This is a genomic window from Streptomyces sp. NPDC053673, from assembly GCF_055585225.1.
Genome location: NZ_JBVJKN010000002.1, coordinates 165,932 through 191,879, shown reverse-complemented (window position 1 = coordinate 191,879; position 25,948 = coordinate 165,932). Strand labels below are relative to the sequence as shown.

Sequence of the window (25,948 nt, the reverse complement as noted above, 5' to 3'; positions counted from 1 at the left end):
GCAGCTGCCGTGTACGTACGGCTGATAACCGCCCTATCCGACGGGGGAGTTGGTCCCTACGATCCAAGCGATCCGATGCGTTTGAAGCACTTGACATGTCCACGTCTCAACTAGTCCGTCGAGCCGATCGCACTGGTCGAACTCGTCGGGGCGGGACATGGGATCGGCTGGACCCCCCACGGTTCGCCTGCACGCAAGGCCACCGACCACCACCATCGATCGGAGCTCGCTGCATGCCCAGAGCCTTACGCGCGAGTGCCGCCCTCACGGCGGCCCTCGCCTCCACGCTCGTCGCCGGCAACGCCGGCAGCGCGAACGCGGCCATCACCGCCCCACCCGACAAGATCGTCATCGAGATCGCCACGGTGAACGGATCGGGCTGTCCGGCAGGGACGGCCGCCGTCGCCGTGTCCCCGGACAACACCGCCTTCACGGTCACCTACAGCGACTACCTCGCCCAGACCGGCGGGGGCTCGGCACCCACCGACTTCCGCAAGAACTGCCAGCTCAACCTGATCGTCCATGTCCCGCAGGGCTTCACGTACGCCGTCGCCAGCGTGGACTACCGCGGCTACGCCAGCCTGGAGCGCGGCGCCACCGCCATCCAGAAGGCGTCGTACTACTTCCAGGGGTCGCCCGACACGGCCGCCAGGAACCACCCCTTCAGCGGGCCGTACGACAACAACTGGCAGGCCACCGACTCGACCGAGTGGGGCCAGCTGGTCTGGGCGCCCTGCGGGGTGAAGCGGAACTTCAACATCAACACCGAACTGCGCGTCAAGGCGGGCACGTCCGACGCGTCGAAGACCAGCTTCATCGCCATGGACTCGACCGACGGTGAGATCAACACCGTCTACCGCCTGGCCTGGAAGGAATGCCCGGCGTAACACGGGACCGGCACAACGCGGACCGGGTGGGCCCGCCCCCCTCTCGCGGGCCCACCCCCTCCGGGACTCTCAGCGGCTCACCGGCTCAGCCGCTGAAACCGCCGGACGGCGAGCGGAAGACTGCACCCCCCGGGGGATACCCCCCGGACCCCCAGCCCGGCCCGGCATCTCACCGACTCAGCCGCTCGGCTGTTGGAGGGATTCGAGGCCCTTGTGGAGCGGCGCGCCAGGGGATGATGCCGGGCCGGGTCGCACGGCTGGGTCCTGTCCGGGCGCACACCCCGGAGACCTCCCGGGTCCTTCAACCCGGCGGCCGCGACAGGACCGGCCGGAAGGCCGGAAGGCCGGACGGGCCTCAGCCGCGGCGCCGACGGGACCGAACCGCCAGTGCCACCACCGCGGCGGCGACGAGCGCGCCCGCGGGGACCGCGAGGCCCTTGCCGTCCGCGGCCGTGCCACCGCTCCCGGCCCCGCCCGCGGAGGCGCCCGCACCGCCGGACGTGGACGCGCTCCCCGATCCCTTCGCGTCGTCCTTCTCCAGCTCGCGCCGCACGACCTCGCTCTGCTCGCTCTCCGTGCCGAACATCAGCGCCTTGCCGTCCGTCGTGTACGTCACCGACTCGGCCTGTCCCTGCAGCGGCGCGCTGACGTGGTGGTCGGGCCCGAGGCGCCCGTCGCGCCACTCATAGCCCCGCGCGCTGAAGTAGGAGCGCAGCACCAGCTCCTTGCCGTCCGGCGAGAACGCCCCGTCCGTCACCCACGGCACCTCACCGATCCGCCGGAAGACGTTCGTCCCGCCGGTCACCAGCCGGGACGGCCCTTCGTAGAGCCCGCCCCCGTCCTCGTTCTTGCTGGCGATGTAGATCCGCCCGGTCTTCGGGTGGACCATCATCGCCTCGGCGTTCCGCGCCCCGTCCGCGTACCGGACGGTGTACTGGGTGGCGTGGACGGTGATGTCCTTCAGCCTGCGCGGCTCCGGGAAGCGGTAGATCCAGACGTGGTCCCAGCTGCCGTTCGCGTTGTCGCCGATGTCGCCGATGTAGACGTTGCCGTCCGGCCCGACGGAGATGGCCTCCATGTCGCGGGGCTTCCCGACGCCCTGCAGCGTGACCGTGGCGACGGTCTCGCCGGTCCTCGAGTCGACGGCGAAGACGCGTGGGGCGTCCTGGTCGTTGTGCGTCCAGTAGATGCCCGGGTGGGCGCGGCTCGCCGCGAGACCACTGGATTCCGTGATCCGCGGGTCCTTGATCGTGAAACCGTCACCGTCACCGTCGTCGGCGGCAGCGGGCACGGCGGAACCAAGGACCACCACGGCGGCGGCGAGGGCCGCCCAAGTCGTACGCAACGAACGCATGCCCCCAAGTGTCCATCGTCACGTCACCTGCCGCGGTCGCACCCGGCGGGGGTCGGCCATCATTACCCCCATGCGTTTCATGTTCGTCGGTGACTCCATGACCATCGGACGCGCCGGCGACTACACCTGGCGCTACCGGATGTGGCAGCACCTCAACCGCTCCTTCGGCGGCCCGTACAAGATCGTCGGTCCGCGCACCGAGCTGTACGACACGGTCGCCGACGCGCCTGTCTCCGAGGCCTACGCGGACCCGGCCTTCCCCGCCGGCGCCCGCAGGCATCTGGCCGGCTGGGGCGAGGGCTGGCTGCACATGGCCCCGCTGATCCGGGAGACGGTGGCCGCGACGAAGGCGGACGTGCTGCTCGTCTCGCTGGGGCTGATAGACCTCGGCTTCTACACGAACAGCACTCAGACCGCCCTGAACACCCGCGAGTTCATCACCGCGGCCCGCGCCGCGAACCCGCACGTCCGGGCCGTACTCCTGCCCGTCATCCCCAACGTGCGGGCGATGTCGGACGCCCCCTTCGCGAGCGAGTGCGACCGCTTCAACGAGCTCCTCGCCAAGGCCGTCGCGGACCTCGACTCCCCCGCCTCGCCGCTGCTGCTGGCGTCCCCGCCCCAGGCGTACGACGTCCACTCCGACACGTACGACGGCACGCACCCGGGCCCGTCCGGCGAGCACAAACTGGCCGCGGCCTTCGCCGACGCGATGTACCAGGCCTGGGACTTGGGCGCGCCGTACGAGCCGTCCGCGTGACCCCGGTCGTGTGACCGGTCACCCCGCTCGCCGGTAGCTGCTGCCGTCCCTGGTCCGGGCCAGCAGGCCCGCCACGACGAGGTAGCGGCGCAGCGCGGCGGAGTCCTCGTGCACCGTGAGCAGCGCCTCGTTGACCTCGGGCTCGGTGTACTCCCGGTCCGGCTGGAACAGCGTCTGCGCGAGATGTACGAGCAGCTGCTCGCGACGGGCCGGCTTCCGTGGGATCGCCGTCAGCCGCCCGTGGGAGAAGAGGGCGGACACTCCGCGCGACCCGCCGGTTTGGTTGTCTGACATGGCCGGAAGCCTCCTGCACCGGCCGACCGCGCGGCAACGGAATTTCCGGGGCTGCCGGCGGTCGGCGCCAGGCGGTCAGGAGGTCACCAGGTCACCAGGTCATCGGGTCACCGGGTCACCAGGTCGCGCCGGCGACCTGCCGCGTCGTGGCGTTCAGACGGTTGAAGAGGTTCGTCGTACCGATCATCAGGATGATGGCCGCGAGCTGCTGCTCGTCGTAGTGGTCGGCGGCGTCGTCCCACACCGCGTCGGGCACCGGGTCGGACCGGTCGCTGAGCCGGGTCGCCGCCTCGGTGAGCGCGAGCGCGGCGCGCTCGGCGTCCGAGAAGTACGGCGCTTCCCGCCACGCCGCCACCGAGGCCAGCTGCTCCTCGGTCAGGCCCGCCTTCCGCGCGCTGTGCACACCGCCCACGACGCAGTAGCTGCAGCCGTTGATCTGGCTGGCCCGCAGGTGGACCAGCTCCAGGGTCGTCTCCGGCACGCCGCCCTTCCTCGTGGCCTTCAGCAGATCGAGGATGGCCGGCATGGCCGCGGGGATCACGGTGGCGGGGTTCTTCATCCGAGCCTGCATGTTTTCTGCCCTCCGGGGTTCTCGTCAGTCACTGCTCTGACGGATCGCGCGGAAGGAATGTGACCGGGTGGCGGCACGAATCTTCGTCGCCTCCCCGCGCAGATGCGAACCGTCCGAGGTGAGGTGACCCTGGAGGGGCGGGGGTACACGGCAAGGAGGGCCAGCCCATGTCCGTGATGGACAAGCTCAAGCACATGCTGAAGGGCCACGAGGACCAGGCCTCCAAAGGCGTCGACAAAGCCGGAGACACGGTCGACGAGAAAACCCAGGGCAAGTACAGCAGCCAGGTCGACACCGCCCAGGACAAGCTCAAGGAGCAGCTCGGTGGTGACCAAGGCGGCCAGGACCGGCCGCCGCAGCCCTGACGGAACGGAAGGGAATCATGACCCGGAACACCCAGCTCACCGCCCGCGACATCATGACGAGCGGCGTACAGTGCGTCGGCGCGCACCAGTCGCTGCAGGACGCGGCGAAGATGATGCGCGATCTGAACGTCGGCTGTCTGCCCATCTGCGGCGACAACAACAGGCTCACCGGCCTGATCACCGACCGTGACATCGTCGTCCAGTGCTGTGCCGAAGGCATCGACCCTGCGACGGTCCAGGCCGGCTCCCTCGCCGGGGAGCTCCACTGGATCGACGCGAGCGCCGGCGCCGACGAGGCTCTGTCGACGATGGAGCTGCACCAGGTCAAGCGCCTGCCGGTGATCGACGTCAAGCAGGGCCACCAGCTCGTCGGCATGATCACGGAGGCCAATCTCGCGAGGAACCTGACGGACGCTCAGATCGCAGAATTCGCAACGCGGGTGTACGCGAACGCGTAGCCCACCGCACAGCCAACCGCGTGACCGAACGCGTAACCGACCGCGTGACCGACCGCGTGACCGCGTAACCATCCCCTGACAGGTCAGGGGCGGCGCTCGCGACCATCCGGGCGCCGCTCCGGGACCACCCCGAAATCCGGTGCGGGCGCGCAGAGTCCGCTTTCCCCACGAGGCGTTTCCCAGCGGAAGGGACTTGATGATGTCCGAAGCCACGCGTCACCGTCAGCTTCGGCGGATGCAGGACGATGCCGCAGGTGTCACGGCCACCATCGGCCGGGCCGCGAGCGCCGCGGGCCGCGCCGCGGCACATGCCGTACGCCACCCGCAGGCCATGGTGGACCGGGTGCGTCACCTGCCTCAGGCGCTGCCGCTGGTCCGGCAGGCCGTCACGCCCATCCTGACCGGGCGGGTGGGCGACTGGCGTGGGGAGTACGCCTACACGCTGGGCGAGCAGGCGTTCGTCTACGGATTCCCGTACATGTACAACGCCCGGCTTCGCCACGAGTGGGTGACCCAGCCGCGCGACCCGATAACGATGCCGTACGCCCCGGTCAACCATTTCTGGCACGCGCAGCAGCTGTTGGACGCCTCGTACCGGGACGGTGGCTGCCCGAACAACGACACCCTGTACTCGGTCGCGTGGGTGGACCTGCGCAGCGAGCCGATCGTCCTGTCGCACCCGGACATGGGTGACCGCTACTTCACCTTCGAGCTGATGGGCATCACCTCCGACAACTTCGACTACGTCGGTCAGCGCACGACGGGGTCCAAGGCCGGCCACTTCGCGATCGTCGGCCCGGACTGGAGCGGAAGGCTTCCCGACAGTGTGCGCCGCATGGCCGCCGCGCCGAGTCCGTGGATCCTGATCCTGGGCAGGACGTTCGTCGAGGGCCATGACGACGTGCCGGCCGCGCAGGCACTCCAGGCCCAGTACCAGCTCACTCCGCTCAGCTTGTTCGGCAAGCGCGGCGAGGGCGTGGACCGGGCGCAGCTCCCGGCGAGCCGCGACGTGCTGAAGCCGGTGGAAGCCGCGGAGGACCCGCTCGGCCCGTGGAAGACGCTCAACGCCATGCTGGCCGAGAACCCGCCACCGCCCCATCACGCGATCCTGCTCAAGCAGTTCGCCGACGTGGGCATCGGGCCCGGTCTCGATGTCGAAGCCCAGCCCGAGGCGGTCAAGAAGAACCTGATCCGCGCCGCGGCGGTCGGCATACCGATGCTCAAGCAGCAGATGCTCAGCGGTGAGTGGGCACACTTGGTGAACGGATGGCGTTATCCGCCGCCGCAGATGGGCCGCTTCGGGGACGACTTCCTCAAGCGCGCCGCCGACCAGTCGCTGGCAGGCATCGCCGCCAACGACCCCGACGAGGCGGTCTACCTGCTCAACTACGACGACGCGGACGGGAACAAACTGTCCTCCGGCCGGTACGAACTGCGCTTCGCCCCCGGCACCATGCCGCCCGTCGACGCCTTCTGGTCCCTGACCGCCTACGGGGACGACATGAACCTGATCCCCAACCCGGCGAACCGCTACTCGCTCGGGGACCGTACCCCCGGGCTCGTCACGGACGCCGACGGAGGTCTCACCATTCACCTGCAGCCCACCTCACCGGAAGAGGGCCGCGAGTCCAATTGGCTGCCCACCCCCGAAAGCGGCGCCTGGTTCGTGATCCTGCGCATGTACCGGCCGCACCGCGAGGTGGTCGACGCGGCTTGGGAATGCCCTCCGCTCACCCGCCTCGACTGAGCGCATCCGTCAGTGCTGGATGGCGGCCTTGACGGCCACGATGATCAGCCCGAGCAGCAGGTTGATCGCGCCGGAGCCCACCACCAGGCGCCACGGGGCGCCCGCACGGACGACCGCGGCGGTGGCCCAGCCGACCTGTTCACCGACCGCGACGGCGAGTGCCAGCCACGCCGTCCCCTCCAGGTCCAGTCCCAGAACCCAGCCGAGCGCCACGGCGGCGGCCGGGGGGACGGCGGCCTGGAGGATCGGCCATTCCTGGGCGCAGACGCGGCGGACCTCCCGCCGGTTCAGGGGCTGGTCGAGGAGCCTGTCGCCGACGAGGCGGACGTAGACGTGAGTGGCCCAGTACACCAGGCCGGTCACGAGAATGAGCACGCCGAGCTGGAACCGGGGGAACGGGCCGTACGCCCCGGCTCCGGCCACCACCGAGGCGGCGAGGAGCGAGCCGTAGACCGCGCCCGCGAAATCGGTACGCGCCGCGCCGGCCGCCGACTGCCCGGTGTCCCCGGCTCCGGCCCCACCCCCGTTCCTGTCCCGGTCCCCGGCTCCGTCTCCGTCATCACCCGTGGTGGCTCGGCGTGTCACGAGCCCAGGATCCAGCGGTCGCGCCCGACCGCACGGTCACGGCTCCCTGAAATGCGGCCGTGTCATGGCAATTGCGGCCGGTCGGGTGAGGACTGAGCCCCCGGGCTCAGGGCGCGGCGCGCACGAGGCGGTTCGCGAACGTCGACATCGTGTACGTGCCGATGCCGAGGACGACCTCCAGGGCGTTGCGCTCGGTGTAGCCGTACGAGAGGAAGCGCTTCAGTTCCTCGTCATCGACGCCACCCGCAGTGGCGAGGACGTCGAGAGTGAACTGCCGTACCGCTTCGAGAGGTTCGTCCGGAAGCGGGCGCTGGTCGTGCAGAGCCCCGATCAGCGCCTCGTCCGCGCGCAGGGCGCGCAGCTTGGCCGTGTGCATCTCGACGCACACATGGCAGTCGTTGCGGACGGCGACGGTCATGATGACGACCTCGCGCGCCACGGGCTCCAGGGTGCTGCTTTCGAAGACGGCACTGAGCTGGAGGAAGCCGTTGAGCAGCTGCGGCGACTCGGCGAGGCGGGCGACGGCGTCCGGGAGACGGCCGAGGTTCCGCACGACCGCCTCCATGGCCTTGCGCGACGCGGGCGGGGCGGTTTCCAGGGTGTGGTCGGTGAACACGTACGCCTCCTAAGATGGACAACGTGGTTGACGAAAATAAAGTAAACCAGGTTGTCGATATAGGCAAGGGGTACGAGCTGCCGCTGCTCCTCTTCGCGGGCTTCCGCACGCTCATCGACCGCCTCCACGCCGAACTCGCCCGCCAGGGCCACCCGGACGTACGGCCCGCCCACGGCTTCGCCATGCAGGCGATCGGGGCCGGCGGCGCGACGGCGAGCGAGATCGGGCGGCGGCTCGGCGTCTCGAAACAGGCGGCCGGGAAGACCGTGGACCGGCTCGTCGCCCTGGGTTACGCGGAGCGCGCGGACGACCCCGCCGACGCGCGGCGCAAGATCATCCGCCTCACGCCGCACGGGCTGGACGCCCTCGCCCGCTCGGCAGCGGTCTTCGACGAGCTGCGCGCGGACTGGTCAAGGACCCTGGGCGAGCCGGAGCTTCGCGCACTGGAGGACGGTCTGCGCTCGGTCGTACCGGCCGACGCGTTCCGCCTCGACGCGGCCGGCTGGTTCGGGGGCGCCTGAAAGTAAACAATGCGCCCCCGGGCGCGGGCGCACTCCGGCGTGGGGCGTGAGCGTGCAGCCGTGCCGCACACTGCGGCGCGCCGTGAGCACCTTTCCCACCCCTTGATCACAATGCGTTACTCCTGTTCACGAAGAGTGATATCGCCTGGTCGACCGGCCATCTCCGGCCCCTCGACACCACGCGGATCACCACACGAATGGGAGATACAGCAGATGTCAACGGAGACCCGACGACCCACCCCCACCGCGGGCAGCGCTCAGTCGCAGCACCAGGAGCAACTGAGTCTCAGCACGGCGGCGGCCCGCAACCTTGCGACGACCACCAAGTCCGAACCCCAGATGCAGGGCATCAGCTCGCGGTGGCTGCTGCGCAAGCTGCCGTGGGTCCATGTGCCCGGGGGCACCTACCGGGTGAACCGTCGGCTGTCGTACACGGTCGGCGACGGCCGGGTGTCGTTCGTCAAGAACGGCTCCAAGGTTCAGGTCATCCCCGCGGAGCTGGCCGAACTGCCCCCGCTGCAGGGGTTCGACGACACCTCGGCGCTGGGCGCGCTGGCCGACAAGTTCGTCCAGAAGGAATACGAGCCGGGCCAGGTCATCGTGGGATCGGGCAAGAAGGCCGACCACGTCTATCTGATCGCGCACGGCAAGGTGGAGAAGGTCGGCCAGGGCCCGTACGGGGACGAGGCCGTCCTGGGACGGCTCGGGGACGGCGACTCCTTCGGCTGCGACGTGCTCACGGGGACCGACGACAAGTGGGACTTCACCGCCCGCGCCACGACCGCCGTCACGATCCTCGCGCTGCCGCGCGCCGCGTACAGGACGGTCGTGGGCCAGCACGAGAGGCTGCGGGACCACATCCAGGCGCAGAGCTCGAACGGCCACAAGAAGGTGAACAGGGCGGGCGAGGCCGCGATCGACCTCAGTGCCGGCCACGTCGGCGAGAAGACCCTGCCCGGCGCCTTCGCCGACTACGAACTCACGCCTCGCGAGTACGAGTTGAGCGTGGCACAGACCGTGCTGAAGGTGCACAGCCGGGTCGCCGATCTCTACAACAAGCCGATGAACCAGACCCAGCAGCAGCTGCGCCTCACCATCCAGGAACTGCGTGAGCGCCAGGAGCACGAGCTGGTCAACAACCCCGAGTTCGGCCTGCTCAACAACGCCGACTTCGACCAGCGCATCCAGACCCAGTCGGGACCGCCCGCCCCGGACGACCTCGACGACCTGCTGAGCATGCGCCGCGGCACCCAGTACCTGTTCGCGCACCCGCGCGCCATCGCGGCCTTCGGCAAGGAGTGCAACAAGCGGGGCATCAACCTCACCAGCGTCGACGTCGACGGCCACCACATCCCCGCCTGGCGGGGCGTGCCGATCCTCCCGTGCGGCAAGATCCCGGTCACCCGGCACCAGAGCTCGTCGATCATCGCCATGCGTACCGGTGAGGACAACGAGGGTGTCATCGGGCTGTACCAGACAGGGCTCCCGGACGAGGTCGAGCCGGGCCTCAACGCGCGCTTCATGGGCATCGACGAGAAGGCGATCATCTCGTACCTCGTCAGCACCTACTACTCCGCGGCCGTTCTCGTGCCGGACGCGATCGGGATCCTCGAGAACGTCGAGGTACGCCCGCGTGCCTGAGTGCCCGGATCCACTGGTGAAGGAGGGCTGAAGCGGTGTCACTGCTGTCCCGTATGACCGCCTCCGCGGCCGCGCACGAGGTGGCGGACCTGGTGGGTGCCCTGCTGTCCGACCCGGCACGCCCGGGGCGGCCGGACCTGCCGGCAACGGAACCGGGTCCCGGATCGGAGCCGGCGTCGAAGCCGCTTTCGGCACCGGGTCCCGGACCGGGATCGGCACCGGGTGCCGGATCGGCATCGGTACCGGGTCCCGGACCGGGATCGGCACCGGGTGCCGGACCGGCATCGGTACCGGGTGCCGGACCGGCATCGGCACCGGGTGCCGGACCGGCATCGGTACCGGGTGCCGGACCGGCATCGGTACCGGGTCCCGGATCGGCTCCCGTCGTACCGCGGATCCCCGGCGGGCCCACCGGGCTCGGCACCTCGGCGGCCAGGGTCCTGATCCCCACGCCGTCCGGGTCCGTGCGGGTCACCGAACCCGGCCTCCCCCGGCCCCCTGCCCCGTACCCGGCGCTCGGCGGTCCCACCGGTCTCGGCACCTCGGCCGCCCGTATCGGACACGAGGAGCCTGCGTCGGCTCCGAGCTCGGCTCCGGGACCGGGTCCGGGACCGGCTCCGGCTTCGGCTCCGAGCCGCGGAGCGGACCAGGCGCGTCCGGCGCTGTACTGCCCACCCGCCGTACGCGACGACCCCGCCCTCGGCGAGGTGGTCAACGAGCGGCTCGTCGCATGGGCCGAGGAGGTCGGGATCTACCCCGGCCATCTCGACAAGGTCCGCTCGGCCGGCTTCGGGCGCCTCATGATGCTCGCCCACCCCGAATCGGACGACCCCGACCGCCTGCTGGCCGCGGCGAAGTGCGGGCTGTCCGAGTGGGCCGTCGACGACCACATCGTCGACGGCGAGGTCGAGGAGCCGCGTCACGACCTGATCGGCCGGCGGCTGGCGATCTGCCACTCGGTGATCGACCAGGCGCAGCTCCCACTGCGCTACGCACCCCAGCTGGAGGAGGTCGTCCGGAAGGACCCGGTCGCGATGGCTCTCCGCTCCGGGCTGGACAACCTCGCCCGGTACGCCACGACGACACAGGTGCGCCGGCTCCGCCACGAGCTCGCCATCATGTTCGTCGCGTACGGCCAGGAGGGGATGTGGCACACGACCGGCCACCGGCCACCGGTCTGGGAGTACCTGATGCACCGGCACGAGAACAGCTTCATCCCGTGCATGGTGCTGGTCGACGCGATCGCCGGATACGAGGTTCCGCAGGCCGAGTTCGCCGACCCCCGGGTGCGCCGGGCGTTCAATCTGGCCGGCACCGCGACCGTGCTCATGAACGATCTGTACTCGATGGGCAAGGAGAGTCCCACGGACTTCAGCCTGCCCATGCTCATCGCCGCCGAGGAGAACTGCTCGATGCAGGAAGCGGTCGAGCAGAGCGTGCAGATCCACGACGAGCTGATGCACACGTACGAGGCCGAGGCGTCCGCCCTCGCCGCCGCCGGCTCCCCCCAGCTGCGTCGGTTCCTGGCCGGGACATGGGCCTGGGTGGGCGGCAACCGCGAATGGCACGCGGGCAGCCCTCGCTACAACGACGCGGCCACGACCTGAGCCAGGCATTCCCAAGCCCGTACCCCCCACCCTCAACCCCCCACCCATGCAAGGAGTTTCCCCATGACGACGACCGTTGCCACGCAGTCCCCCGTCCTGCGCACCCCTTACCAGAAGTCCGTGGCCGCCTACTGGAACGCCGAGAAGGACCCGGTGAACCTGAAGCTCGGCGACATCGACGGCCTCTACCACCATCACTACGGCATCGGCGACTACGACCCGTCCGTGCTGGGCGGCCCGGATGACACCCGGGACGAGCGGATCATCGCGGAGCTGCACCGGCTGGAGACCGCACAGGCGGAGCTGCTCCTCGACCACCTGGGCCGCATCTCCTCCGGCGACCGCGTCCTCGACGCCGGCTCGGGCCGGGGCGGCACCAGCTTCATGGCCGAGCAGCGGTTCGGCTGCCAGGTCGACGGGGTGTCGATCTCGGAGTCCCAGGTCGGGTTCGCCAACAAGCAGGCCGCGGAACGCGGAGTAACCGACCGCGTGCAGTTCCACTTCCGCAACATGCTGGACACCGGGTTCGCCACCCGCTCGCGCCGGGCCGTGTGGACGAACGAGACGACCATGTACGTGGATCTGTTCGAGCTCTTCGGCGAGTTCTCCCGGCTGCTGGAGTACGGCGGCCGTTACGTCTGCATCACCGGCTGCTCGAACGATGTGAACGGGCTGCGTTCCAAGGCCGTCAGCCGCATCGACGAGCACTACACCTGCAACATCCACCCGCGCAGCGACTACTTCAAGGCCATGGCCGCCAACAACCTCGTGCCCATCGAGGTCGTCGACCTGACGGCGCGCACCATTCCTTACTGGGAGCTGCGCCAGAAGTGCTCGGTCGCGACGGGCATCGAGGACCCGTTCCTCACCGCGTACAAGGAGGGGAGCTTCCACTACCTGATGATCGTCGCCGACCGCATCTGACCACTTCCGGCAGCGGGTGAGGGGGCGGGGACGAGACGGGGTCGGGGGCGGAGGCGCCTCCCGTCCCCCGGGTGTCACGTCCCCGCTCCCGCCGGATCACCAGGCGAAGGCCTCCGGGGACGGCCCAGGACCCGGGAAGATCGCGTCGAGCTCGGTCAGCAGCTCCTGCGACAGTTCGAGGTCGACCGCCCGCAGTGCCGAGGCCAGCTGGTCGGCGGTGCGCGGGCCGACGATCGGTCCCGTGACGCCCGGCCGGGTGAGCAGCCAGGCCAGGGCCACCTCGCCCGGTGCCAGTCCGTGCTTGTCGAGCAGGTCCTCGTAGGCCTGGACCTGCTCCCGTACGGACGAGTCGGCCAACGCGTCCGCGGAACGCCCGGACGTCCGCCGCGCCCCTTCGGACTCCTTCTTGATCACGCCGCCGAGCAGCCCGCCGTGCAGGGGCGACCAGGGGATCACCCCGAGGCCGTACTCCTGTGCCGCCGGGATGACCTCCATCTCGGCCCGCCGCTCGGCCAGGTTGTACAGGCACTGCTCGCTGACCAGCCCGTACGAGCCGAGCCTGCGGGCGGTCTCATTGGCCTGGGCGATCTTCCAGCCGGGGAAGTTGGAGGAGCCCGCGTAGAGGATCTTCCCCTGCTGGACGAGGACGTCGACGGCCTGCCAGATCTCCTCGACCGGAGTGTCCCGGTCGACGTGGTGGAACTGGTAGAGGTCGATGTAGTCGGTCTGCAGCCGCTTGAGGCTGGCCTCGACGGCGCGGCGGATGTTGAGGGCGGACAGCTTGTCGTGGTTGGGCCAGGGCTCGCCCTCCGTGCCCATGTTGGCGTACACCTTGGTGGCGAGGACCACCTTGTCCCGGCGGTCGCCGCCCTGGGCGAACCAGGAGCCGATGATCTCTTCGGTGCGGCCCTTGTTCTCGCCCCAGCCGTACACATTGGCCGTGTCGAAGAAGTTCAGACCCGCGCCCAGTGCGGCGTCCATGATGGTGTGGCTGTCGGCCTCACTGGTCTGGGGCCCGAAGTTCATTGTGCCGAGGACGAGTCGGCTGACCTTGAGTCCGGTGCGTCCGAGCTGCGTGTACTTCATGGGGGCCAGCCAACGCCTTCGAGTCCGCTCGAAGCAAGGCCATTCCGGTCATCCGAAGGCCGCGGCGCCGCGTCGGCCCCGGACACCGTCCTGAAAGACGAAACAGGCGGGCTTCCGGCCGGCTTCCGGGAGGAGAGAAGGTCAGTTGCCCAGCGCGGCCGCCACCGCGACGACGGCGAACATCAGCACAAGCACACCGGCCATGATCCGGTTACGGGTTTTCGGGTCCACTCTTCGAGCGTAACGGGCAGGCCCGGGCGCCCGGACCGCGGGTCAGCCGGTCGCGCCCAGTGGCCACTCACCCACCTCCTCGTAGCGGGGCCGCGCGCCCGGGACGCCGCCGCCGGGCAGGTTGCTGCGGACCAGCACCAGCCGGGACACGGTCCAGGGCGTGCCCTCGAAGCCGGCCAGCGCGTCGACGTACGGGCGCAGGTCCGTGTTCTCGCGGGTACGGGCGATCGTCAGATGCGCGTGGTAGGCGCGGTGCTCGTCCATCGCCACCCCCGCCCGCCGCGCCGCCGCGTCCGCGCGCTCGGCGAGCATCCGCATCTCGTCGAGGCCGCCCGCGGCACCGACCCACAGGGCCCGCCGGCCGAAGTGCCCGCCCTCGTGCAGCCGCAGCCGGAACGCCTCGCTGCGGTGGGCGGCACGGCCGAGCCGCTCCTGCAGATCGGGCAGGAGCCGCTCGTCGACCTCTCCCATGAACGCGAGTGTGAAGTGCCACCCGGGCCGCCCGGTCCAGCGCAGCCCGTCCGCACCGGGGAGCGTGTGCAGCTGATCGACGACGCGCCCGAGTTCCCGCAGGGCCTCCTCGGGCGGCAGCACGGCAGCGAAGAGTCTCATACGGCGAGTCTTGCAGCGTTCGCGTCCCGGCGGGGCTTGTCGCCGGCCCCGGTCGCACCGGAGTCAGGCCGCGGCCGTGACCCGCTCGCGCGGGACGAAGCGTACGTGCGGGTGGCCCGGCCGCAGATCCAGCTGGACACGCAGGCCGCCGAGCCGGGCGAGGATCAGACCGATCGCACCGGCCGCGGCCATCGCGACCGCGCCGCCCGTGGCGAACCCGGCGCGCACGCCGTACGTGTCCGTGATCCAGCCGACGATCGGCGCGCCCAGCGGCGTGCCACCGACGAAGACCATCATGTAGAGGCTCATCACGCGGCCCCGCATCACCGGGTCCGTGGCCAGCTGGACCGACGAGTTGGCGGTGACGTTCACCGTCAGGCCGACCATGCCGATCGGGACGAGCAGCAGCGCGAACAACCAGAAGGACGGCGAGAACGCGGCCGCGATCTCCAGCGCACCGAACAGTGCCGCCGCGCCGAGCAGCATCCGCAGCCGGGACGAGCCGCGGCGCGCCGCGAGCAGTGCGCCCGCCAGCGAACCCGCCGCCATCAACGTGTTGAACAGGCCGTACGTACCGGCCCCGGCGTGGAAGACCTTGTCCGCGAACGCGGTCAGCCAGATCGGGAAGTTGAAGGCGAACGTGCCGATGAAGCCGACGAGCACGATCGGCCAGATCAGCTCGGGCTGCCCGGCGACGTACTTCAGTCCCTCCCGCAGCTGGCCCTTCCCCCGGGGCGCACGCTCCACCTTGTGCAGCTCACCTGTGCGCATGAGCAGCAGGCCGGTCAGCGGCGCGAGGAAGGACAGTCCGTTGAGCAGGAACGCCCAGCCGCTGCCGACGGCGGTGATCAGCACACCGGCGACGGCCGGCCCGACGAGCCGGGCCGACTGGAAGTTCGCGGAATTGAGGCTGACGGCGTTCCGCAGCTGCTGCGGGCCGACCATCTCGGAGACGAAGGACTGCCGGGTCGGGTTGTCGACGACCGTGACCACGCCGAGCAGGAACGCGATCAGATAGACGTGCCAGACCTGGACCTGGCCGGAGAGCGTGAGGACGGCGAGCGCGAGCCCGCACAGACCGAGCGCGCCCTGGCTGAAGAGCAGGATGCGGCGCTTCGGGTAGCGGTCGGCGATGACACCGCCGTACAGACCGAAGAGCAGCATCGGCAGGAACTGCAGGGCCGTGGTGATGCCGACGGCCGCGGACGAGCCGGTGAGGCTGAGGACCAGCCAGTCCTGGGTGATACGGGCCATCCAGGTACCCGTGTTGGAGACGATCGCTCCGGTGAAGAACAGGCGGTAGTTACGGACCTTGAGCGAGGAGAACGTCCCGGAAGGTCCGGCACTCCCCGAGGTCGGCGCGGTCGGGGTGTCGTGGTCGGAGTTCGGTGCGGGGGCGGAGTCTGCTCCGGATCCCGTACTCAAAAGGGTTCGCCTCCTTGCGGCCTCGGGTCTACAGATGCGCGAGCTTCTCCAGGACGGGGGCCGCTGCACGCAGCTTGGCCCACTCGTCATCGTCCAGACCTTCGGCGAGGGACGCCAGCCAGGCGTTCCGCTTGCGGCGGCTCTCTTCCAGCATGGCCTCGGCCTGCTCGGTCTGGCTGACGACCTTCTGCCGGCGGTCGTCGGGGTGCGGCTCCAGCCGTACCAGTCCCTTGGCTTCCAGCAGCGCCACGATGCGCGTCATCGACGGCGGCTGGACGTGCTCCTTGCGGGCCAGCTCACCGGGGGTGGCCGAACCGCAGAGGGCCAGGGTGCCGAGCACCGACATCTCGGTCGGGCTCAGCGATTCGTCGACGCGCTGATGCTTCAGGCGCCGGCCCAGCCGCATGACGGCGGAGCGCAGTGAGTTCACGGCGGCGGCGTTGTCACCGTGGGACAGGTCAGGCATGTTCATTAGGATAACTCATTACCCAGTCTAATTACCACTGGGTTTCGGCCCAGCTCGATGGATCACCCATATGAGTGAGAAGGATCCAGAAAGTGACGCACTGGCCGGTTCCCGCCCGGGACTCTGGCCGACATGGCATCGACAGTGCTCAGCGTGCGCATAGACGAAGAGCTGCTGGACCGGCTCCGGCAGCATGCCGCCAAACGCGGAATGAGCGTCCAGGACTACGTGGTCCGGACGCTCATTCGCGACGACTTCGACGAACGCTTCAAGGCGGCCGTCGACGAGACGGGGAAGTTCTACGGGCTGACGTGAGCCCGGAAGGCCTCGACCGGGAGACCTCGCTCAGGTGAGGCCCAGTGCCGGCATCGCGTAGTAGAAGACGAAGACCGCCGACACGATGTACATCGCGACCGGCACCTCACGCCCGCGTCCGGTCGCCAGCCGCAGCACACTGAAGGCGATGAAGCCGATGCCGATGCCGTTGGTGATCGAGTACGTGAACGGCATCATCACCATCGCCAGGAACGCCGGCACCGCGATGGTGAAGTCGCTCCAGTCGATGTCCTTCACCGATCCGGCCAGGATCAGGAAGCCCACCGCCAGCAGGGCGGGCGTCGCCGCCTGGGACGGCACCATCGTGGCGAGCGGCGTGAGGAACAGCGCCACCGCGAAGAGTCCGCCGGTGACGACGGACGCGAGACCCGTACGGGCACCCTCGCCGACGCCCGCGGTGGACTCCACGAAACAGGTGTTGGCGGAGGACGAGGTGGCGCCGCCCGCGGCGACCGCGATGCCGTCGACGATCAGCACCTTGTTGATGCCGGGGAAGTTGCCCTCCTCGTCCATCAGCTTCGCCTCGTCGCCGACACCGAGGATCGTGCCCATCGCGTCGAAGAAGCAGGACAGCAGCACGGTGAAGACGAACAGCGCGCCGGTGAGGAAGCCGACCTTCTCGAAGCCGCCGAACAGGCTGACCTGACCGACCAGCCCGAAGTCGGGCGTCGCGACCGGGTTGCCCGGCCACTCCGGGACCGTCAGGCCCCACGCCTGGCCCGGCAGCTTCGCGACCAGCTGGATGACGAGCGCGACGACCGTCATCACGACGATCGAGATCAGGATCGCGCCGGGCACCTTGCGGATGATCAGCGCGAGGGTGAGCAGCGCGCCGAGCACGAAGACCAGCACCGGCCAGCCGGACAGCTGGCCGGTCAGGCCGAGCTGGAGCGGGACGGTGGTGTGGGCGGCGTCCGGGATGCGGGAGACGAAGCCGGAGTCGACGAGGCCGATCAGCATGATGAAGAGGCCGATGCCGATCGCGATGCCCTTGCGCAGGCCGAGCGGTACGGCGTTCATGACCCGCTCGCGCAGGCCAGTGGCCACCAGCAGCATCACCACGAAACCGGCGAGGACGACCATGCCCATCGCGTCCGGCCAGCTCATCCTGGGGGCGAGCTGGAGCGCGACCACGGTGTTCACCCCGAGGCCGGCGGCCAGCGCGATCGGGACATTGCCGATGACACCCATGAGGAGCGTGGAGAACGCGGCGGTGAGCACCGTGGCGGTGACCAGCTGGCCGCCGTCGAGCTGATGGCCGTACATGTCCTTCGCGCTGCCGAGGATGATCGGGTTCAGCACGATGATGTAGGCCATCGCGAAGAAGGTGGCGAAGCCGCCGCGGATCTCACGGGGGAGCGTGGAGCCGCGCTCGGAGATCTTGAAGAAGCGGTCGAGCCGGCCGAGGGCGCCGGGACCGGAGTCCGGCCGCTGCGGCTGCTGGACGTCCGCAGGAGCGGTGGCCGTGGGGGGCATGGAGACCTCGTCGGGGGTGGTTCTTGGCCAGTTCCTTGGATGTTCATACGAACGAAACCGGTCGGACACAAACCGCTTCAGTATGAACGTATGAGCGAAAGATCGGTATCTCCGCGCGTAGACGCATGCGGGCAACGGGGTGAGTGGGGGCCGACAGGGTCGTTGGGGTCATTGGAGGGCCACCTACACTGACCGCATGGCGAAGTGGACCCCCAAACACGAGGCACCCGAGCCCCTGGAGGGGCCCGTCGTCGCCACCATCACCGGCGGCACGATCCTGTGGTTCGTCCTCTTCGTGGCCCAGGTCCCCTTCTACAGCTGGTTCGCCGACCGCGATCTGACGTGGTGGGTGTGGACGTGCCTGGCCGGCGCGGGCCTGGGGCTCATCGGTATCTGGTACGTGCGCAGGCGCGACGCGGCGATAAAGCGCGCGGAGGCGGCGCGCAGCGACGCGCCGCGAGCGAAGTAGCGGGCGGAGCAGCGGGCGGAGCAGCGGGCCCAGCCCCCGCGCCTTCCCGTGACCGGGGCTCAGCCCCCGGCCCCCCGTAGGGGCGGCCCGGATGTTCCACCCTGTTCAACCCGCTCAGGGGGTGAACGTCGCGTGCCCGCCGTACCGTCGGGAGCATGACTCAGCGGTCGGACAGCGGCAGCGGCGGGCCCGGGCAGCGAGGCGGGGCGGCCATCGACGCGGGCGCGGAACTCGACCCCGTGCACCCCGTGGCGCCGCCCGTGCGGCACCGGCCCGGCGGGCTCAGCGCCGCCGAGGTGGCCGAGCGGATCGCGCGGGGCGAGGTCAACGACGTACCGGTTCGCAGCAGCCGCTCCACCGCCGACATCATCCGCGGCAACGTCTTCACCCGCTTCAACGCGATCATCGGCGTGCTCTGGGTGATCATGTTCATCGTCGCGCCGTTCCAGGACACTCTGTTCGGATTCGTCATCCTCGCCAACACCGGCATCGGCATCATCCAGGAGCTCCGCGCCAAGAGGACCCTCGACGGGCTCGCCGTCATCGGCGAGGCGAAACCCGTCGTCCGGCGGGACGGGGCCGCCGGCGAGGTGTCCACGTCCGAGATCGTGCTCGGGGATCTCATCGAGCTCGGGCCGGGTGACAAGGTCGTCGTCGACGGCGAGGTCGCCGAGGCCGACGGTCTCGAGGTCGACGAGTCACTGCTGACCGGTGAGGCCGACCCCGTCCTCAAGAAACGCGGCGACAGGATGATGTCCGGCAGCTTCGTCGTCGCGGGCGGCGGCGCGTTCACCGCCACCAAGGTCGGCCGCGAGGCGTACGCGGCACAGCTCGCCGAAGAGGCCTCCCGCTTCACCCTCGTCCACTCCGAGCTGCGCTCCGGCATCTCCACGATCCTCAAGTACGTGACGTGGATGATGGTCCCGACCGCCCTCGGCCTGATCATCAGCCAGCTGGCGGTGAAGGGCGACAACTTCAAGGACTCGGTCGCCCGCACCGTCGGCGGCATCGTGCCGATGATTCCCGAGGGCCTCGTCCTCCTCACCTCCGTCGCCTTCGCGATCGGTGTCATCCGGCTCGGCCGCAAACAGTGCCTCGTCCAGGAACTGCCCGCGATCGAAGGGCTGGCCCGCGTCGACGTCGTCTGCCTCGACAAGACGGGCACGCTCACCGAAGGCGGCATGGACGTCACCGAGCTGCGTGCGCTGGGCGGCTCCGACGAGGCATACGTACGCAAGGTCCTCGGCGCGCTCGGCGAGTCCGACCCACGGCCCAACGCATCGCTGCAGGCCATCATCGAGGCCTGCCCGGACAGCGAGGAGTGGCGCTGCACCGAGTCGCTGCCCTTCTCCTCCGCGCGCAAGTACAGCGGCGCCGCGCTGAGCGAGGGCGACGGGCAGAACTCCACGTGGCTGCTCGGCGCGCCCGATGTGCTGCTGCCCGCCGAGGACCCCACCCTCGGCGAGATCGACCACCTCAACGAGCAGGGACTGCGCGTGCTGCTCCTCGCCCGCGCCGCCGGCGAGCTCGACTCCCCCGATGTCGTCAGAAGTGCCCGGCCCGCCGCCCTGGTCGTCCTGGAGCAGCGCCTGCGGCCCGACGCCGCGGACACGCTGCGCTACTTCGACGAGCAGAGCGTCCACGCCAAGGTCATCTCCGGTGACAACGCGGTGTCGGTGAGCGCGGTCGCGACGAAGCTCGGCCTGCCCGGCGCCGCGAGCACCGTGGACGCGCGCAGGCTCCCCGCCGAGCGGGAAGCGATGGCCGAGGAGCTCGACGCGAACGCGGTCTTCGGGCGGGTCACCCCGCAGCAGAAGCGGGACATGGTCGGCGCGCTCCAGTCCCGTGGGCACACGGTCGCGATGACCGGCGACGGCGTCAACGACGTCCTCGCGCTCAAGGACGCCGACATCGGCGTCTCCATGGGCTCCGGCTCCGAGGCGACGAAGGCGGTCGCCCAGATCGTCCTCCTCAACAACAGCTTCGCGACGCTGCCGTCGGTGGTCGGCGAGGGCCGCCGGGTCATCGGCAACATCACGCGCGTCGCGACGCTGTTCCTGACGAAGACGGTCTACTCGGTCCTGCTCGCCATCCTGGTGGTGTGCTCGCAGGTCGAGTACCCCTTCCTGCCGCGTCACCTCACCCTGCTGTCGACGCTGACCATCGGCGTCCCGGCGTTCTTCCTGGCCCTGGCGCCCAACAAGGAACGCGCCAAACCGCACTTCGTGCGCCGCGTCATGCGGTACGCGATCCCCGGCGGCATCATCGCGGCGGCGGCCACCTTCGTGACGTACGTCCTGGCCCGCGCCCACTACAGCGGCGCCGCCGCGCTGGGGGCCGAGACCAGCGCGGCGACGCTGACCCTCTTCCTGGTCGCCATGTGGGTCCTGGCGATCGTCGCCCGCCCGTACACCTGGTGGCGGGTCGCTCTGGTCGCGGCGATGGGGCTGTGCTTCCTCATCGTGCTGATGGTGCCGTGGCTGCAGGACTTCTTCGCGCTGAGGCTGGTGGGGACGACGATGCCGTGGGCGGCGGTGGGGGTCGCGGTGGTGGCGGGGGGGCTGCTGGAGTTCGCGTGGCGGTGGGTGGACCGGCGGTTCCCGGCGTAGGGGGCCGTGGGTGCGCCTGCGGCAGGCGGAGGGTCGCAGGCTTCTGCGCCCGAGGCGTGGCCTGGTGTGGCTCGTCCGTCGTCCGGAGTGCGGGGAGCCATGCCGGGGCATGACCAGGCCATGAGCGAAACAATGACGGAGTGGGCGCGTCGGGTGGCCAGGGCGGAATTGATCGGCCCGCTCCCTCGTCGATGGGGGCATTCGGAGGGTGTCGCGCTGCGCGCGACTGATCTCGCGCGTGTCCTGGGTGACCGGGCCGAACTTCTGGCTGCGGCTGCTGTGCTGCACGACATCGGTTACGCACCGCGCCTGGCGGTGACGGGGTTCCATCCGCTGGATGGTGCTCGGTTTCTGCGCGATGAGCATGGCGCTGATGGGCGGCTGGTGCGGTTGGTGGCTAACCACTCCTTCGCACTGTTGGAGGCTGAGGAGCGCGGGCTGCGTAAGGTGCTGGAGGCGGAGTTCCCGTTGCTGGAAGAGGAGCCCCTGTTGGTGGATGCGCTCGTGTACTGCGACATGACGACGAAGCCGGACGGCGAGTGGACCACCGCTCGGAAGCGGGTGACAGAGATCCTGGGCCGGTACGGGGCAGACAGCTTGGTCGGGCGGTTCATCCGTCGGGCGTCGCCGGAGATCTTCGCTGCTGTGGGCCGTGTGGAGGCGGTGCTGGCGGCTCAGCCGAGGTAGGGGTAGGTGCCGGCGAGGTAGTCGCCGATCTGCTGGCGCATGCTGGGGTGGATGTCGTACTGGCCGAGGTCGGCGGGCTGGATGAAGCGGACGCCGTCGGCTTCGTCGTTGACGGTGGGCTCGCCCCCGACCGGGCGGCCGATGTAGGTGTTCTCGTACTGCTGCCGGATCTCGCCGTCGGTGTAGGCGACGATGTGGTTGGGGTTGGTGTAGACCCCGAGGAAGCCGGTGATCTCGGCGACGATCCCGGTCTCCTCCAGGCACTCGCGCACCGCGCACTCGGCCGCGGTCTCACCGATGTCCTGGGCGCCGCCGGGCAGAGCCCACTGGCCGGTGTCGCGGCGGCGCTGGAGGAGGATGGCGCCGTTGTCGTGGACGACGAGCAGGTTGCTGGCGGGGATGAGGGTGTTGGCCTTGGGGGCGTTCGGGTCGTTGTAGTACTCAGTCCTGCCCATGTACGGCGATCCCCTCCTGATCGGGCGTCCAGGGCCGTGCACCGGCCCAGACTGTATCGAAGCTTCGAGCGTAGTTGTCGAACCAGCCGGTGGCATCCACCCTCCTGAGATGGAAGAGGGGGTTGGCGCTGGCGGGCTGGCCCCAGATGTGTGGGTTGATGAGCAGGTTGTCGTCGTATCGGAAGAGGGAGTTGTAGAGCGTGGTGTCGTGGAGCCGCACCGCGCAGCCTGCCTCGGTCAGCAGGGGGCGGTAATAGGTGAGGGAGGCGCGGATCTTGGCGGCGAGGGTGTCGCCGATGCCTTCTTCGCGGCCGCGGATAGAGACGGCCTGGCCGTTGGGGTCGCCGAAGCAGAGGCGAACCTGGACGCCGGCGGCCGCGCGCTTGGTGAGCATCTTGGCAACGTGCGGGTTGGATTGGGCGAAGAAGGTGCCGGAGAAGACCAGTACATCGATCTGCTCCTGGGCCCCGTGCAGCAGGGAGAGCCACGTGTCGCGGGGGACGCTGGCCCGGTTCTGGTAAGTGCCGACGAGTTCGGTGCCTAACCCACCGCCGCCGATCTGGCTGGCGCGGGATTGTGGCGCGGGCCAGAGGAAGGTCTCCTCGACGCGTAGATGCTGGGCGGCGCGGAAGCGGTGGCGCGGGTGGGGCACGCGTCCGCCGAGCCAGCGGCTGACGGTCTTGGGGTCTACCTCGCAGGCTTCGGCGAGCGCTTCGGGCGAGACACCGCGCTGGGCGAGTACGGAGTGAAGTCGCTCGTTCACGGAGGCTATACAAGCCGAGCTGGGAGCTGTCGGGCAAGCACGTTCTGGAACGCTTCCACAGGCCGGTCGGCCTCAGAGGGTGCTTAGGCTGGCGGTTATGCAGCTCATCGTCCTGTGGGATATCGACCACACGCTTATCGACAACGCGGGGGTGAGCAAGGAGACCTACGCCGCGGCGTTCGCGGCGCTGGCGGGGGTTCAGCCGTCTGAGCCAGCGCGTACGGAGGGTCGTACGGATCGGCTGATCATGCGCGACATGTTTCTCCGGCACGGCCTGCCCGAGCCGGACTGGGCTCACATCCAGGAGGCTCTGAGTCGCGCAGGAGAGGAGCACTCTGACGATCTCCGCAGGCGCGGGACGGTGCTTCCCGGAGTGCGTGATGCCCTCAAGGCCGTTGCCACGCAGCAGGATTGGGTGTCCTCGATTCTGACTGGCAACATCGCGGCAAACGCCCGCGTTAAGCTGTCGGCCTTCGACCTCGACTCGCTTCTGGATTTGGCTGTCGGCGCCTACGGGGCCGATGCGGTTCAGCGTCCTGACCTTGTGGCTGTGGCGCGGGAGCGGGCATGTCGGTTGCGGGGTGCTCCCGTTGACGTACCTGTCGTGCTGGTGGGGGACACCCCCCGGGACGTCGAGGCGGCCCTCACCACTGGCTCCGGGGTCATCGCGGTCGCCTCGGGTATCCACAGCCGTGACGAGCTGGCTGCCGCTGGGGCATCGATCATGCTTTCGGACCTCTCGGACACGGCCGGCCTTCTCCGGATTCTGGAGGGCTTCGCCGCGGACTGAGAACGTCCCAGGACGTCCCGGGACCGTCCGCATACGGGGTGATGAGGTCCCAGCTGGCTTGGCCACTATCGGGTCTTCCAACCAGGCAACTGGCCCAGGAGGCCCCCGTGATCGAGGAAGTCACCGGGATCCGCAGGATCCGGATGCTGTACTTGCAGCTGCTGTACCGCTGCAACTTCGAGTGCCTTCACTGCTTCCATGGCGAGCGGCTCAAGCACGCCGATGCCTTCAGCGCGGAGGAGGCGGTCAGCCTCATCCGGCTCATGCGCGACCAGTACGGCACCGAGGCTGTCACCCTGCTCGGCGGCGAGCCGTTCGTCTACAAGGACCTCCTGCAGGTCGCCTGGTACGCCAAACAGGAGCTCGGCCTGCAGGTCGAGGTCTGCACTAACGGCTACCGGATCGAGCGCCGCCTCACCGAGATCGCCCCACACCTGGATCTGCTGAGGGTCTCGCTGGAGGGCATCGGCGCCACCAACGACCACATCCGCAAGCGCGGCAGCTACCAGAGCGCACTCAACGCCCTCAGCCTCGCCCGGGAACTCGGCGTCCGGACGGGCGCGACCATGACGATCACCTCGCGCAACATCGACGAGGTCCTGCCGCTCGCCCGCGCCCTGCAGGAACTCGGCGCGTGCCAGCTGAAGCTGCACTGCCTGCGCCCGGTCGGCAACGCCGCCACCCACCCCGAGCTCTTCGTGACCGACCCAGCCGCCTACGCCCACCTGCGCAGGCAGCTCCACGACGCAGGGCTCTCTATCGAGGTGATCGTCGACGAGGATCTGTCCGAACACGGCGCCCCCACGGTCTGCGGACCGGCAGGCGGGCCGCGGGCGATCGAGCGGATCGAAGCGGACCCGCGAGGCGCGCTCACCATGTCCTGCAAGGCCGTCGGCAAGGACTCGCACGCCTTCTGGTACGAGAAGGCCGCCGACCGCATCGTCCACCGGCCCACCGTCGCCGACGAGCTCACCCTGGCCGTGCCCGACGTGGTGTACGCCCGTGCCTGACCAGCCGCTGTTCAAGAGCCTTGAAGGCTTACGGGGAACGGGCAAGTCGACCATCGCACCGCTGCTCGCCGCAGCCCGGGGGGCCGTCCTGGTCCCCACCGTGCCGCTCCTCTACCAGCCGCTGCGTCGCCAGGTCGACCTGCGCGACAACGTCGAAGCACGCATGTGCTTCTACCTCTCCGCCCTGTTCACCGCGACCGACGAGATCCACCGCTACCTGACCGCCGGTGTCCCAGTGGTCGTGGAGAGCTACTTCGCCCGCTGCCTAGCCACCCACTACGCCTACGGAGCCCGGCTCGACGTCACGCTGCCGCCCTACCTGCCGCAGCCCGTCACGTACCAGCTGGTGTGCACCGAGGAGGAGCGCCAGCGCCGCCTGGCCGAACGCATCAAGCCCGTATCCCGCTGGGACGCACTCGGCGAGGAGGCCGCGGACCGGATCACAGACTGCTACGCCCAGTTCCCGATGCGCCAAGTGGATACCACGGGCCTCAGCCCGGACCAGGTCGTCGACGCCATCCTCGCAACCGACGCGAAAGGAGCAGGCCGTGGAGACCCGGAGCCTGTGGGAGCACACCCTCACGTTCTTCCCTCAGTTCCTCGCCGCGCTAAAGGAACACGTCTCCCCTGAAGCCACGATCGCCGTCATCGGCGCGAGCGACGGCAAGTTCGTGCTCCCGCTCGCCGCCGCCGGCTACAACGTCATCGCCGTCGAACCTGACTCCTTCGCCCTCCACGGCGGCAAGGTCGAACTTCCCGGTGCCACGAACGCCTACGCGATGGGGCTGATCGACCGGCTCAAACTCCAAGAGCTCTACGAACGAGTCCAGGTCGTCGAGGAGGACTTCCTTCTGGCCGAATCCCTGCCAGCGGACTGCGACGCCGTCTGGACGAGCTGCTCGTGGCACTACAGTGCCAACCACCACCGCCCCCTCGCCGACTTCGTCACACTCATGCAGTCCCTTGTCCGCATCGGCGGCCTGTTCGGTGCGGAGTTCATGATGCCCGTCGAGGGACGCCATTACCTCATCGAGCACTACACCTCACCCGAGAAGCTCGGCCGCCACTGCACCAGTAACTGGAACGTCCTGCTCACGTTGCGCACGAACGAGTTCACCGAACGGGCGCACGTAGGCCAGCTCCAGGACCACACCCACCGCATGGGCCTGCTCCTCGCAACCTGCGCCGCCAAGTAGCCGAACCCAC

The 25,948-nt window shown here is 69.5% G+C and carries 29 protein-coding genes; 17 read left to right on the top strand and 12 right to left on the bottom strand.

Features of this window, described 5'->3' with window-relative positions:
* Positions 1–233: 233 nt before the first annotated feature.
* Entirely contained in the window at positions 234–887 is a 654-nt protein-coding gene (locus ACZ6ZQ_RS04100) for a DUF4360 domain-containing protein (protein WP_469766988.1), read from the top strand.
* Positions 888–1,242: 355 nt separating this feature from the next.
* Here the strand turns inward: ACZ6ZQ_RS04100 and ACZ6ZQ_RS04095 are convergent, their stop codons facing one another.
* Positions 1,243–2,241, bottom strand: coding sequence for an SdiA-regulated/phytase-like domain-containing protein (locus ACZ6ZQ_RS04095; RefSeq protein WP_469766987.1), 999 nt, complete (start codon positions 2,239–2,241; stop codon positions 1,243–1,245).
* Between the two features lie 70 nt (positions 2,242–2,311).
* On the opposite strand from ACZ6ZQ_RS04095, the gene ACZ6ZQ_RS04090 reads away from it, so the two are divergent.
* Positions 2,312–2,998, top strand: coding sequence for a GDSL-type esterase/lipase family protein (locus tag ACZ6ZQ_RS04090; RefSeq protein WP_469766986.1), 687 nt, complete (start codon positions 2,312–2,314; stop codon positions 2,996–2,998).
* 18 nt (positions 2,999–3,016) lie between these two features.
* Here the strand turns inward: ACZ6ZQ_RS04090 and ACZ6ZQ_RS04085 are convergent, their stop codons facing one another.
* Entirely contained in the window at positions 3,017–3,292 is a 276-nt protein-coding gene (locus ACZ6ZQ_RS04085; protein ID WP_469766985.1) for a DUF2087 domain-containing protein, read from the bottom strand.
* Positions 3,293–3,407: 115 nt separating this feature from the next.
* Positions 3,408–3,863, bottom strand: a complete 456-nt coding sequence (locus ACZ6ZQ_RS04080) for a carboxymuconolactone decarboxylase family protein (protein WP_469766984.1) — start codon at positions 3,861–3,863, stop codon at positions 3,408–3,410.
* Between the two features lie 167 nt (positions 3,864–4,030).
* Here ACZ6ZQ_RS04080 and ACZ6ZQ_RS04075 point away from each other — a divergent pair, with 167 nt between their 5' ends.
* From ACZ6ZQ_RS04075 to ACZ6ZQ_RS04065, 3 genes are all read left to right on the top strand, one after another.
* A complete protein-coding gene (locus tag ACZ6ZQ_RS04075) occupies positions 4,031–4,228 on the top strand; it encodes an antitoxin (protein WP_469766983.1) in 198 nt (65 codons plus the stop codon).
* A 17-nt stretch (positions 4,229–4,245) separates the two neighbouring features.
* Complete coding sequence (locus ACZ6ZQ_RS04070; RefSeq protein ID WP_469766982.1) at positions 4,246–4,686, top strand: CBS domain-containing protein; 441 nt, start codon at positions 4,246–4,248, stop codon at positions 4,684–4,686.
* 235 nt (positions 4,687–4,921) lie between these two features.
* The gene (locus ACZ6ZQ_RS04065; RefSeq protein WP_469766981.1) at positions 4,922–6,433 is read left to right on the top strand and encodes a DUF1254 domain-containing protein; all 1,512 of its coding nucleotides are present in this window, start codon (positions 4,922–4,924) and stop codon (positions 6,431–6,433) included.
* 9 nt (positions 6,434–6,442) lie between these two features.
* Here the strand turns inward: ACZ6ZQ_RS04065 and ACZ6ZQ_RS04060 are convergent, their stop codons facing one another.
* Positions 6,443–7,018 (bottom strand): hypothetical protein, encoded by a 576-nt coding sequence (locus ACZ6ZQ_RS04060; RefSeq protein WP_469766980.1) that lies wholly within the window; start codon positions 7,016–7,018, stop codon positions 6,443–6,445.
* A gap of 106 nt (positions 7,019–7,124) precedes the next feature.
* Positions 7,125–7,583 carry a carboxymuconolactone decarboxylase family protein gene (locus ACZ6ZQ_RS04055; RefSeq protein WP_469767308.1) on the bottom strand — a complete coding sequence of 153 codons (459 nt, stop codon included), beginning with the start codon at positions 7,581–7,583 and terminating at the stop codon, positions 7,125–7,127.
* 65 nt (positions 7,584–7,648) lie between these two features.
* On the opposite strand from ACZ6ZQ_RS04055, the gene ACZ6ZQ_RS04050 reads away from it, so the two are divergent.
* From ACZ6ZQ_RS04050 to ACZ6ZQ_RS04035, 4 genes are all read left to right on the top strand, one after another.
* Positions 7,649–8,155, top strand: a complete 507-nt coding sequence (locus tag ACZ6ZQ_RS04050; RefSeq protein WP_469766979.1) for a MarR family winged helix-turn-helix transcriptional regulator — start codon at positions 7,649–7,651, stop codon at positions 8,153–8,155.
* A 213-nt stretch (positions 8,156–8,368) separates the two neighbouring features.
* On the top strand, positions 8,369–9,796 hold the full coding sequence (locus tag ACZ6ZQ_RS04045; protein ID WP_469766978.1) for a family 2B encapsulin nanocompartment shell protein: 1,428 nt from the start codon (positions 8,369–8,371) through the stop codon (positions 9,794–9,796).
* A gap of 464 nt (positions 9,797–10,260) precedes the next feature.
* The gene (locus ACZ6ZQ_RS04040; RefSeq protein WP_469766977.1) at positions 10,261–11,403 is read left to right on the top strand and encodes a family 2 encapsulin nanocompartment cargo protein terpene cyclase; all 1,143 of its coding nucleotides are present in this window, start codon (positions 10,261–10,263) and stop codon (positions 11,401–11,403) included.
* 63 nt (positions 11,404–11,466) lie between these two features.
* Positions 11,467–12,327, top strand: coding sequence for a geranyl diphosphate 2-C-methyltransferase (locus ACZ6ZQ_RS04035; RefSeq protein ID WP_469766976.1), 861 nt, complete (start codon positions 11,467–11,469; stop codon positions 12,325–12,327).
* Between the two features lie 96 nt (positions 12,328–12,423).
* Here ACZ6ZQ_RS04035 and ACZ6ZQ_RS04030 read toward each other — a convergent pair whose 3' ends face one another.
* From ACZ6ZQ_RS04030 to ACZ6ZQ_RS04015, 4 genes are all read right to left on the bottom strand, one after another.
* Positions 12,424–13,413, bottom strand: a complete 990-nt coding sequence (locus ACZ6ZQ_RS04030) for an aldo/keto reductase (protein ID WP_469766975.1) — start codon at positions 13,411–13,413, stop codon at positions 12,424–12,426.
* Positions 13,414–13,686: 273 nt separating this feature from the next.
* Positions 13,687–14,256 carry an RNA 2',3'-cyclic phosphodiesterase gene (thpR, locus tag ACZ6ZQ_RS04025; RefSeq protein ID WP_469766974.1) on the bottom strand — a complete coding sequence of 190 codons (570 nt, stop codon included), beginning with the start codon at positions 14,254–14,256 and terminating at the stop codon, positions 13,687–13,689.
* Positions 14,257–14,319: 63 nt separating this feature from the next.
* On the bottom strand, positions 14,320–15,681 hold the full coding sequence (locus tag ACZ6ZQ_RS04020; protein ID WP_469766973.1) for an MFS transporter: 1,362 nt from the start codon (positions 15,679–15,681) through the stop codon (positions 14,320–14,322).
* Positions 15,682–15,709: 28 nt separating this feature from the next.
* On the bottom strand, positions 15,710–16,147 hold the full coding sequence (locus ACZ6ZQ_RS04015; protein WP_469766972.1) for a MarR family winged helix-turn-helix transcriptional regulator: 438 nt from the start codon (positions 16,145–16,147) through the stop codon (positions 15,710–15,712).
* 132 nt (positions 16,148–16,279) lie between these two features.
* On the opposite strand from ACZ6ZQ_RS04015, the gene ACZ6ZQ_RS04010 reads away from it, so the two are divergent.
* Positions 16,280–16,462 carry a ribbon-helix-helix protein, CopG family gene (locus ACZ6ZQ_RS04010; protein WP_469766971.1) on the top strand — a complete coding sequence of 61 codons (183 nt, stop codon included), beginning with the start codon at positions 16,280–16,282 and terminating at the stop codon, positions 16,460–16,462.
* Between the two features lie 30 nt (positions 16,463–16,492).
* Here the strand turns inward: ACZ6ZQ_RS04010 and ACZ6ZQ_RS04005 are convergent, their stop codons facing one another.
* The gene (locus ACZ6ZQ_RS04005; RefSeq protein ID WP_469766970.1) at positions 16,493–17,959 is read right to left on the bottom strand and encodes an NCS2 family permease; all 1,467 of its coding nucleotides are present in this window, start codon (positions 17,957–17,959) and stop codon (positions 16,493–16,495) included.
* Positions 17,960–18,155: 196 nt separating this feature from the next.
* On the opposite strand from ACZ6ZQ_RS04005, the gene ACZ6ZQ_RS04000 reads away from it, so the two are divergent.
* The 3 genes from ACZ6ZQ_RS04000 (at position 18,156) to ACZ6ZQ_RS03990 (ending at position 21,724) form a co-directional block, all read left to right on the top strand.
* Positions 18,156–18,428, top strand: coding sequence for a DUF2530 domain-containing protein (locus tag ACZ6ZQ_RS04000; protein WP_469766969.1), 273 nt, complete (start codon positions 18,156–18,158; stop codon positions 18,426–18,428).
* Positions 18,429–18,583: 155 nt separating this feature from the next.
* A complete protein-coding gene (locus ACZ6ZQ_RS03995; protein ID WP_469766968.1) occupies positions 18,584–21,037 on the top strand; it encodes an HAD-IC family P-type ATPase in 2,454 nt (817 codons plus the stop codon).
* Positions 21,038–21,157: 120 nt separating this feature from the next.
* Positions 21,158–21,724, top strand: coding sequence for an HD domain-containing protein (locus tag ACZ6ZQ_RS03990; protein ID WP_469766967.1), 567 nt, complete (start codon positions 21,158–21,160; stop codon positions 21,722–21,724).
* On the opposite strand, the gene ACZ6ZQ_RS03985 is transcribed toward ACZ6ZQ_RS03990, so the two are convergent.
* A complete protein-coding gene (locus ACZ6ZQ_RS03985) occupies positions 21,712–22,179 on the bottom strand; it encodes an NUDIX hydrolase (protein ID WP_469766966.1) in 468 nt (155 codons plus the stop codon). The genes ACZ6ZQ_RS03990 and ACZ6ZQ_RS03985 overlap by 13 nt on opposite strands.
* Positions 22,166–22,942: an XRE family transcriptional regulator gene (locus ACZ6ZQ_RS03980; RefSeq protein WP_469766965.1), complete on the bottom strand. Its 777-nt coding sequence runs from the start codon at positions 22,940–22,942 to the stop codon at positions 22,166–22,168. Before ACZ6ZQ_RS03980 ends, ACZ6ZQ_RS03985 begins: the two co-directional genes overlap by 14 nt.
* A gap of 97 nt (positions 22,943–23,039) precedes the next feature.
* Between ACZ6ZQ_RS03980 and ACZ6ZQ_RS03975 the strand changes: the two genes are divergently transcribed.
* The 4 genes from ACZ6ZQ_RS03975 to ACZ6ZQ_RS03960 all read left to right on the top strand — a co-directional run bounded on the left by ACZ6ZQ_RS03975 (position 23,040) and on the right by ACZ6ZQ_RS03960 (position 25,938).
* On the top strand, positions 23,040–23,732 hold the full coding sequence (locus ACZ6ZQ_RS03975) for an HAD family hydrolase (protein ID WP_469766964.1): 693 nt from the start codon (positions 23,040–23,042) through the stop codon (positions 23,730–23,732).
* Positions 23,733–23,839: 107 nt separating this feature from the next.
* A complete protein-coding gene (locus tag ACZ6ZQ_RS03970) occupies positions 23,840–24,742 on the top strand; it encodes a radical SAM protein (protein WP_469766963.1) in 903 nt (300 codons plus the stop codon).
* Positions 24,735–25,373, top strand: coding sequence for a P-loop nucleotide/nucleoside kinase family protein (locus ACZ6ZQ_RS03965; RefSeq protein ID WP_469766962.1), 639 nt, complete (start codon positions 24,735–24,737; stop codon positions 25,371–25,373). Before ACZ6ZQ_RS03970 ends, ACZ6ZQ_RS03965 begins: the two co-directional genes overlap by 8 nt.
* Positions 25,291–25,938 carry a methyltransferase domain-containing protein gene (locus ACZ6ZQ_RS03960; RefSeq protein WP_469766961.1) on the top strand — a complete coding sequence of 216 codons (648 nt, stop codon included), beginning with the start codon at positions 25,291–25,293 and terminating at the stop codon, positions 25,936–25,938. Before ACZ6ZQ_RS03965 ends, ACZ6ZQ_RS03960 begins: the two co-directional genes overlap by 83 nt.
* Positions 25,939–25,948 lie beyond the last annotated feature (10 nt).